Genomic DNA, 8,700 nt, shown 5'->3' with positions numbered 1-8,700 from the left:
GCTCCTTCTTGGTCAGCCCGGACGCGGCGACGTCGTCGAAGTTGATGCCTTCGAGCTCCTTCATCTTGCCGATCCGCTTGCTGATGGTGGCGAAGTTGGTCAGCATGCCGCCCAGCCAGCGCTGGTTGACGTAAGGCATGCCCACCCGGGTGGCCTGCTCGGCGATGGCCTCCTGTGCCTGCTTCTTGGTGCCCACGAACAGGATCTGCCCGCCGCGCGCGACGGTGTCGCGGACGAAGCCGTAGGCCTGATCGATGTAGCTCAGCGACTGCTGCAGGTCGATGATGTAGATGCCGTTGCGCTCGGCGAAGATGAACTTCTTCATCTTGGGGTTCCAGCGGCGGGTCTGGTGCCCGAAGTGGACACCGCTCTCGAGCAGCTGACGGGTAGTGACGACGGCCATTGCCGTTCCTTTCCGCGCGGGCGCGGCCCTGATCTTCGGTCGTGTGCCGAGACCGGGCGGAACCCGCTAGAGGTTGTTCGGACCGAGCTTTTCGGTCCGCCTGATGCGACCGTCGCCTTCCTCCCCTAGTGGGGACCGCGGAAAGCAACCCGTCGTGCGCGACGGTTCGAGGTGCATGCGAAGTCGACCCGGATCTGCCGGATCGCTGAGGCTGATTCTACGTCGCCCGGGTTGGGGTTGTCGAAACCGCTCAGCCGCACCGTTTGTCGAGCCCCCACCGCTGGTCGAGCTTGTCGAGACCCCTCTCATCGATTTTGAACACTTTCTCCTCGCCGGGCGCTCAATGAGCGTGGAGGTGAACGGACATGGTTCGTACGGTCGCCCGGCTGGGAGCGGTGCTGGCGCTGGCCTACCTGGTGGTGGTGGCGGGTGCGCCGCCGAGTTGGGCGTTCGGCTCGGCGCGTCCGGTTCCCGGCCCGGTGGTGCGCGGCTTCGACCCACCGGCGCAGGACTGGCTGCCGGGCCATCGAGGCGTCGACCTGGCCGCGCCGGTCGGCAGCGATGTGCACGCCGCGGCGGCCGGGCAAGTCAGCGTGGCCCAGGTCATTGCCGGCCGCGGCGTGGTGACGATCGTGCACGGCGAGCTGAGGACGACCTATGAGCCCGTTCGGGCCGGCGTGCGGGTCGGCGACCACGTGGCAGCCGGTGAGGTGATCGGAACGGTCGAGGCCGGCCACTGCCCTGCCGGCTGTCTGCACTTCGGGTTGAAGCGCGGCGAGGAGTATCTCGACCCGCTCGGCGGTTCCGACGTCCGGCTGTTGCCGGCGTCCGCGGTGGCCCGCGCCAGGAAGCTCGCCGCCGAACGGGCGTCGGCGCTGGCCTCCGGCGATGTTCCGGTGACCGGTTCGGGCCTGCTGCTGAACCCGGTCGGCGGCCGGATCACCTCGCCGTTCGGACGTCGCTTCCACCCGATCTTCCACGAGTGGCGGTTGCACGCCGGGGTCGACCTGCAGGCCTCCTGCGGCACTCCGATCCGGGCCGCGGCGGACGGCGTGGTGCAGTCGGTCAGCTACGACTCCTCGGGCGGGCATCGCCTGGTGATCGGGCACGCCGGCGGGCTCACCACCCACTACCTGCATGCGCTCAAGCGCTACCAGGTCCGCAATGGCCAGAAGGTGAAGCGGGGCCAGGTGGTCGGACTGGTCGGCAGCACCGGCTGGTCGACCAGCTGCCACCTGCACCTGACCACCAAGATCAACGGACGCCTCGTCGACCCGGCCCGGCTGCTGTGACCCGGCCAGCAGGAATGTCGGCGGCGAGGTCCAGACTGGCATCAACCGATCCGAAGCGAGGTGGAGACCATGTACGAACCGCAACGCCACGACGAGGCCACCAGTCTGGCCAACTACGTCGATCAGCAGCTGACCGCGATCCGGGCAGCCGTCCACGGCCTCACCGAAGAGCAGGCCCGGCAGACGCCTTGCCGCAGCACGCTCTCGGTGGGCGGTTTGATCAAGCACGTCACCCAGGGAATGGAGGGCACCACCCGCAACCTGGCCGAAGGGATAAGCACCGCTCCGCTCAGTCAGGACGACTACCTGCGCTACCAATCCGGATTCGTAGTCGCCGACGACGAGACGATGGCCGACGTCCTGGCGGCCTTCGATGCCGCCCGCACGGCCTATCTGGCTGCGATCGCCGGCAGCGACCCGGGCGCCGAGTCGGTAGCCCCGCCCGCACCCTGGCAGGGCATCCATGACGCCCGCCCGATCCTGACCCGCTACTACCTGATGCACCAGGTCGAAGAGATGGCCCGGCACGCCGGCCACGCCGACATCATCCGCGAGCAGATCGACGGCATGGCGGTTCCCGCCCTGGTGATGACGCTCGAGGGCGTCCCGGCGAACCCGTTCTTCCAGCCCTATGTCGCCGCACCCGGCACGATCGGGGGATGAGCTCCGGGCGTCCGGCACAACGACTGTGGTGGTCGAGCTCGTCGAAACGGGGTCCGGGAGCGGCTCAGGCCCGAGGGTGCGCTTGCTGATAGGCGGTCCGCAGCCGCTCCGCACTGACATGGGTGTAGATCTGCGTGGTGGCCAGCGAGGCGTGGCCGAGGATCTCCTGCACGCTGCGCAGGTCGGCACCGCCCTCCAACAGGTGGGTGGCCATCGCGTGGCGCAGGCCGTGCGGGCCCAGGTCGGGGGCATCCGGCACGCTGGCCACCGCGCGGTGCACCAGGCGTCGCACCACCCGGGGATCGATCCGGGCCCCCCGATCACCGACGAACAATGCCTCTCCTGCCTGTGGGGCGGCGATCAGGTCGCGCACCGAACGCCACGCCTCGAGTGCCCGCAGCGCCGGGTCGCCGACCGGGACGGTGCGGTCCTTGTCGCCCTTGCCGTGTACTCGCAGCACCTGGCGCTCGGCATCGACCGACCCGGCGTCCAGCCCGCACAGCTCCCCCACCCGGACACCTCCGGCGTACAGCACCTCGACGATCGCCACGTCCCGCAGGGCGCGGGCACGCAGCACCGGGTCGGTTTCGGCGCCCGCTCGGTCTGCCAACGCCTCCAGCATCTGCCGGGCCTGATCGACCTCGACGGTGGCGGGTAGCCGCCGGTCCACCCGCGGCGACCGCAGCCCGGTGGCAGGGTCGGCGGCCAGGCGTCCGGTGGCATGCGCCCAGGCGAAGAACACCCGGGCGGCGGCCGCTCGGCGTTGCATGGTGGCTCGTTCCGCACCTGCGGCGTGCATGCCGGCAAGCCACCGACGCAGCGTTCGCAGATCGACGTCGCCCAGTTCGCCCGACCCGGTGCGGTCCAGATAGTCGACCAGGTGGGCCAGGTCGCCGGCATAGGCACGCACCGTGTTGGCCGACATATTGCGTTCGGCGCCCAGGTGACGCACCCACGCCTCGATCAGGTCCGCACCCATGCGGGCGAGCCTACGTCCGGCGTGCCCGCGGCGGGTCTCGACGAGCTGTGAGCAACGAGAGTGCGCACTTCCTAGTACCGTGTCGGCCGAGAGAAGGGCGGCTATGAGCGACGATCTGACCAGTGGCGGCACGGTGCTACCGATCACCCGATGGGGCACCCCGGTGATGCACAACCAGACCCGGCCGGTCGAAACGTTCGACGACGAGTTGCGCAGCCTGGCCCGGGACATGTTCGCCACCATGCGGGCCGCGCACGGCGTCGGCCTGGCCGCCACCCAGGTGGGCATCGACCTGGCCATCTTCGTCTTCGAGTGCCCGGACGCCGACGAGGTCATTCATCGTGGCGTGGTCTGCAATCCCGAGGTGACCGTTCCCGATGCCCGCGGCCGGACGCTCGAGTCCGCCGAAGAGGGCTGCCTGTCCTACCCGGGCGCCTATCAGGTGCTGGCCCGTCCGGACACCGCGGTCTGCACCGGCCAGGACGGCGACGGCAACCCCATCCGGATCGAGGGCACCGGCCTGCTGGCCCGCTGCCTGCAGCACGAGACCGACCATCTGGGCGGCACCGTGTTCGGCGACCGGCTGTCCACCCGGGCCCGTCGCCTGCTCAGCAAGCAGCACGAGGAACTCGCCCACCTCTACCCCGACGACTGGCCGGTCACCCCGCGCCGCACCTCGGCGTCCGAGGACTGACCCGCGCCCTCGCACCGACACTAGGGTGGCTGCCGTTGTCACCACACGAACAGGAGCCGCCCTCCATGGCCTCGCACGTCATCGACATGTTGACCATCGGCAACAGTTTCGGCACCGCCGAGATGCGTGCGGTCTGGAGTGAGGAGGCCCGGCTGCGGGCCCAGCTCGCCGTGGAGGGAGCGCTGGCCAGGGCCGAGGGCGACCTGGGCATCATTCCCACCGACGCCGCCGACCGGATCGCCGCCGCGTCCACCGAGGAGTTCGATCTGGCCGAGCTGGCCGAGGCCGGCGCGAAGGCGATGCACAGCCTGAACGCCACCGTCGCCGCCCTGCAGCACGCCGCCGGCGAGGCCGGCGAATGGGTGCACTTCGGCGTCACCACCCAAGACGTCGTCGACACCGGCGCGGTGCTGCAGATCCGCGACGGCTTGGCGATACTGCGTCGTGATCTGCGTGCGGTCGCCGGCGATCTGAGGGGGCTGGCCGAGCGTCACCGGGACACTCCGATGGCGGCCCGCACCCACTACGTCCAGGCCCTGCCGACGACTTTCGGGTTCAAGGTCGCCGTCTGGCTCGACGAGCTGCTGCGGCACCTGGACCGTCTCGACGACGTCGCCGACCGGGTGCTGACCGGCAACATCAACGGCGCGGTCGGTACCGCCGCCTCGCTGGGCACCCGGGGCCGGGCCGTCGAAGAGGCCACCCTGGGCCTGCTCGACCTCGCCGCGCCGACCATCTCGTGGCAGTCCTCCCGTGACCGGATCGCCGAGTACGCCCAGCTGCTGGCGTTGATCTCGGCCAGCCTGGGCAAGATCGCCACCGAGCTGTCCACCCTGATGCACACCGAGATCGCCGAAGTCGACGAGCCGTTCGCGATGGGAAAGATCGGTTCGACCACGATGCCGCACAAGCGCAACCCGGCACTGTTGGAGGGTGCCGCGGCGCTCACCGCAGCGGTCAAGCATGCCGCCGCGCTCGCCCTGGACGGCATGGCGACCGTCCATGAGCGGGACGCGATCAGCTGGCGCGCCGAATGGATCGCGCTGCCCGAGCTGCACATCTACCTGGCCGGTCAGCTGGCCACCCTGCACCGGGTGCTCGACGGCCTGGTCGTGCACGAGGCCGCCATGCTGCGCAACCTGCACCTGCAGGGCGGGCTGATCCTCTCCGAGCGGGCCATGTTCGAGCTGGGCGGACGCCTCGGCAAGCAGACCGCCCACCAGATCGTCTACGAGGCGTCGATGGCCGCCATCGACACCGGCCGTCCGCTGGCCGACGTGCTGGCCGATGACCCCCGGGTGACCGCGAGCTTCGACCGGGCCACCATCGACGGCTGGCTCGACCCGCTCAACTATCTCGGCGACGCCCCGGCGGCGGTCGACCGGGTGCTGGCCCGGGCCGCGGAGGCGCTGGGGTGAACGCTCCCGACGCCGAGATCGGCCCGGACGGCCGTCCGCTGCTCGCGGCGGACGGCACCGTGCTGGGCGTCGTCCGCCCGACCCGGGTCTCGGACGCCGAGGCCTACCGCGACCTGATCCGGGCCTCGTTCCGCGCCGACCCCGAATCGCGGCGCTGGTTCGTCGCGGCCGAGGCCGACCTGGACACGGTGCTGGCGCACATCGCCGGCAACCTGTCGTTCGTCCTGGACGACGGCGGACGGCTGCTGGCCAGCTGTTCGGCCCGGATGCCGTGGAGCCCCAACCCGGCGCCGTTCGCGTTCCCGCATCTGTCCTGGATCACCAGCCATCCCGAGCAGCAGGGCCGCGGGCTGGGCCGGTTGATCACCGACGCGGTCGTGGATCATCTCGGCGCCGCGCTCAAGGCCCCCGCGGTGAGCCTCGGCACCGCCCGCGAGCATGCCTTCCTGGTGGCGCACTACGCCCGGCTCGGCTGGCGTCCGTTCGAGGACCGCGACCTGGGGCTCGGGCACGTCACCCGGTACTTCATCCGGGTGCTCGACACCGGCGCCGTCCGCGCCCGAGGAACACGGCTGGGACTGAGCGCCGAACTCGTCGAGGAACTGACCACGGCGAACGCCTGACTCGAGTCCACACAGCCGCGGCCGTGCGGGCGGTGAGACCACTCCCCATCCGCCCGCGATCCTTATGGTATGACTATTGCTGCCCGACCGACCGTGCCCATCGCGGTCACCTCGGGCGCACCGACTCGACGCTTCGCATCCACACCGGAAGGCCACCGATGAACACCTCCCGCCGCACCCTGATCCTCGGCTCCGCGGCCGCCTTCGGCGGCATCCTGCTGTCGGCCTGCTCCAGTGGCACCAGCGGCTCGGGCGAGAAGGTCATCCGGGCCGGCTCGACCGGCCAGTCCTACCCGAACGGCTTCCGCGAGGGCGACAAGCTGGTCGGCTACGACGTCGAACTGCTGGAGACCGCGGCCAAGGATCTCGGCTACACGGTGCAGTGGACCACCGCCGAGTTCAGCGGGATCATGGGCCAGCTCGAGGCCGGCCGCCTCGACACCGTCGCCAACAACGTCGCCGTCACCGCGGCCCGCAAGGACAAATTCGACTTCACCGCCACCTACGCCTACCTGGGCGCCCAGGTGGTCACGAAGGCCGACAACACCACGATCAAGACCCTGGAGGATCTCGCCGGCAAGACCGTCTCCGGCGTCCTCGGCTCCGACAACCTGCGCCGCATCGAGGACTGGGGCAAGGAGCACAACGTGGCGCTCAAGACCCGCCCGTACGAGACCCGCGACGCCGCGATGCAGGACATGATCAAGGGCCAGGTCGACGCCTACATCAACTCCGACGGCATTCTGCATGCCGAGGAGAAGCGCGAGGGCAAGACCCTGTTCAACTACATCGGCGACCCGGTCGGCTACGACGAGATCGCCCTGCCGTTCACCCGGAACACCACCACCGGCGACCTGCGCACCAAGCTGTCCGAGGTGTTCGAGAAGATGCGTGGCGACGGCCGGCTGAAGGCGCTGTCCGAGAAGTACTACGGCACCGACGTCACCGCGAAGAAGAGTTGATGTTCAACTTCGACGCATTCGTCGCGCTGCTGCCCCGGCTGGCGGTGTCGCTGCCGATCACCCTGCTGTTGGCCCTGGTGTCGATGGCGATCGCGCTGGTGCTGGGCATGGCGCTGGCGGTGATCCGGTTCCTCAAGGTGCCGGTGCTGAACCAGATCGCCATCGCCTACATCTCGTTCTTCCGCGGCATCCCGACCGTGGTGCAGCTGTTCCTGATCTACTTCGGCCTGCCGCAGCTGATCCCTTCGATGTCGAACCTGGACGCGATGGGCGCGGCCATCATCGGCTTCAGCCTGAAGGAGGCCTCCTACCTGGCCGAGATCTTCCGGGCCTCGCTGGCCTCGGTCGATCGCGGCCAGTACGAGGCCGGCATCGCGTCCGGGCTGACCGCCACCGAGGTGTACCGGCGGGTGATCCTGCCGCAGGCGATCCACAACGCCGTCCCGGCGACCGGCAACATCTTCATCTCGCTGCTCAAGGAGACCTCAGTGGTCTTCGTCCTCGGCCTGGTGGACATGTTCGCCGAGGCCAAGCTGGAGGCGTCCGCCACCGGGTACTACTTCCAGACCTACCTGGTCGTCGGCTTGGCCTACTGGCTGCTGGTGGTGGCCTACACCTGGTTCCAGGGCCGGGTGGAGCGGGTCCTCGACCGTCCCTACACGAGGTGATCCGATGATCGACGTTCCCGACCAGACCACCGACCACGCGCCCGACGCCGACGGCCGTCCGGTGCTCGAAGTGACCGGGCTGAAGAAGTCCTTCGGCAGCCACGTCGTGCTCGCCGACATCGACCTGGCCGTCCGGCGCGGCGAGGTGGTGGCGGTGATCGGGCCTTCCGGCTCCGGCAAATCGACGATGCTGCGCTGCCTGAACCTGCTGGAGACCCCCGACAAGGGCACCCTGCGCATCCACGACACCACGGTCACCGCGCCCGGTTTCGGACGCGCCGAGGCCCGCGACCTGCGCCGGCACACCGGCATGGTCTTCCAGAGCCACAACCTGTTCAAGAACCGGACGGCGCTGCAGAACGTCACCGATCCGCAGACCTTCGGCCCGAAGAAGATCGCCGCCGGCGCCGCCGAAGAGAAGGCCCGGCAGCTGTTGGCGTCGGTCGGCATCACCGGGCGCACGGTCGAGCAGTACCCGGTCACCCTGTCCGGCGGCCAGCAGCAGCGGGTCTCGATCGCCCGGGCGCTCGCCGTCGAGCCCGACGTGCTGCTGTTCGACGAGCCGACCAGCGCCCTCGACCCCGAGCTGGTGGGCGAGGTGCTGCAGGTGATGCGCGCCCTGGCCGACGCGTCCACCACGATGGTGGTGGTCACCCACGAGATGTCGTTCGCCCGTGACGTCGCCAACCGCGTGGTGTTCATGGACGGCGGCTACGTGGTCGAGGAGGGCACCCCCGAGCAGGTGCTGCTGAACCCGCAACAGGAACGCACGCAGCAGTTCCTCGCCGATACCCGCAGCGAGACCCCGCACCACCGGCCGAAGCCGTCCGACGACGATGGCGATCTGCATGTGGAGCTGCCGGCAGGCTGAGCTGGCCGATGATCCGCTCCTCGCTGACCGGCGGCCTGGTCGCCCGCGCCCTGGCCGCCCGTCCCGGTCCGGACGCCCGCGCGGCGGCGTCCGCTGCGCTCGACGACCTGCTGGCCTCCAGCCTGCT

At 69.8% G+C, this 8,700-nt stretch carries 10 protein-coding genes; 8 read left to right on the top strand and 2 right to left on the bottom strand.

From position 1 onward, the window contains the following. The coding region (gene rpsB, locus QM624_RS18050; protein ID WP_415094387.1) for a 30S ribosomal protein S2 at positions 1–403 on the bottom strand (403 nt) is incomplete at its 3' end. A gap of 365 nt (positions 404–768) precedes the next feature. On the opposite strand from rpsB, the gene QM624_RS18045 reads away from it, so the two are divergent. Both QM624_RS18045 and QM624_RS18040 read left to right on the top strand, forming a co-directional pair. Continuing rightward, positions 769–1,695, top strand: coding sequence for a peptidoglycan DD-metalloendopeptidase family protein (locus QM624_RS18045; RefSeq protein ID WP_415094385.1), 927 nt, complete (start codon positions 769–771; stop codon positions 1,693–1,695). Positions 1,696–1,764: 69 nt separating this feature from the next. Further along, positions 1,765–2,358, top strand: a complete 594-nt coding sequence (locus tag QM624_RS18040) for a DinB family protein (protein ID WP_415094383.1) — start codon at positions 1,765–1,767, stop codon at positions 2,356–2,358. 64 nt (positions 2,359–2,422) lie between these two features. Here the strand turns inward: QM624_RS18040 and QM624_RS18035 are convergent, their stop codons facing one another. Then, the gene (locus QM624_RS18035; protein ID WP_415094381.1) at positions 2,423–3,337 is read right to left on the bottom strand and encodes a tyrosine recombinase XerC; all 915 of its coding nucleotides are present in this window, start codon (positions 3,335–3,337) and stop codon (positions 2,423–2,425) included. 103 nt (positions 3,338–3,440) lie between these two features. On the opposite strand from QM624_RS18035, the gene def reads away from it, so the two are divergent. From def to QM624_RS18005, 6 genes are all read left to right on the top strand, one after another. Continuing rightward, positions 3,441–4,031 (top strand): peptide deformylase, encoded by a 591-nt coding sequence (gene def / locus QM624_RS18030; RefSeq protein ID WP_415094379.1) that lies wholly within the window; start codon positions 3,441–3,443, stop codon positions 4,029–4,031. A 65-nt stretch (positions 4,032–4,096) separates the two neighbouring features. Further along, positions 4,097–5,449, top strand: coding sequence for an adenylosuccinate lyase (gene purB, locus QM624_RS18025; RefSeq protein WP_415094377.1), 1,353 nt, complete (start codon positions 4,097–4,099; stop codon positions 5,447–5,449). After that, positions 5,446–6,072 (top strand): GNAT family N-acetyltransferase, encoded by a 627-nt coding sequence (locus tag QM624_RS18020; protein WP_415094375.1) that lies wholly within the window; start codon positions 5,446–5,448, stop codon positions 6,070–6,072. The genes purB and QM624_RS18020 overlap by 4 nt, the downstream gene beginning before the upstream one ends. 158 nt (positions 6,073–6,230) lie before the next feature. Next, complete coding sequence (locus tag QM624_RS18015; RefSeq protein ID WP_415094373.1) at positions 6,231–7,034, top strand: transporter substrate-binding domain-containing protein; 804 nt, start codon at positions 6,231–6,233, stop codon at positions 7,032–7,034. After that, the gene (locus QM624_RS18010; protein WP_415094371.1) at positions 7,034–7,702 is read left to right on the top strand and encodes an amino acid ABC transporter permease; all 669 of its coding nucleotides are present in this window, start codon (positions 7,034–7,036) and stop codon (positions 7,700–7,702) included. The genes QM624_RS18015 and QM624_RS18010 overlap by 1 nt, the downstream gene beginning before the upstream one ends. Before the next feature lie 61 nt (positions 7,703–7,763). After that, positions 7,764–8,573 carry an amino acid ABC transporter ATP-binding protein gene (locus QM624_RS18005; protein ID WP_415094389.1) on the top strand — a complete coding sequence of 270 codons (810 nt, stop codon included), beginning with the start codon at positions 7,764–7,766 and terminating at the stop codon, positions 8,571–8,573. Positions 8,574–8,700: the final 127 nt, after the last annotated feature.

Source organism: Micropruina sp. (genome assembly GCF_047606365.1).
Classification (GTDB): Bacteria; Actinomycetota; Actinomycetes; order Propionibacteriales; family Propionibacteriaceae; genus Micropruina.
Note: the sequence above shows the minus strand (reverse complement) of the source record. Positions and strands in the feature narration are given on the sequence as shown.

Coding starts and splice junctions, on each gene's coding strand:
- QM624_RS18045 (WP_415094385.1), top strand. CDS start 769: ATGGTTCGTACGGTCGCCCGGCTGGGAGCGGTGCTGGCGCTGGCCTAC.
- QM624_RS18040 (WP_415094383.1), top strand. CDS start 1,765: ATGTACGAACCGCAACGCCACGACGAGGCCACCAGTCTGGCCAACTAC.
- QM624_RS18035 (WP_415094381.1), bottom strand. CDS start 3,337: ATGGGTGCGGACCTGATCGAGGCGTGGGTGCGTCACCTGGGCGCCGAA.
- def (WP_415094379.1), top strand. CDS start 3,441: ATGAGCGACGATCTGACCAGTGGCGGCACGGTGCTACCGATCACCCGA.
- purB (WP_415094377.1), top strand. CDS start 4,097: ATGGCCTCGCACGTCATCGACATGTTGACCATCGGCAACAGTTTCGGC.
- QM624_RS18015 (WP_415094373.1), top strand. CDS start 6,231: ATGAACACCTCCCGCCGCACCCTGATCCTCGGCTCCGCGGCCGCCTTC.
- QM624_RS18010 (WP_415094371.1), top strand. CDS start 7,034: ATGTTCAACTTCGACGCATTCGTCGCGCTGCTGCCCCGGCTGGCGGTG.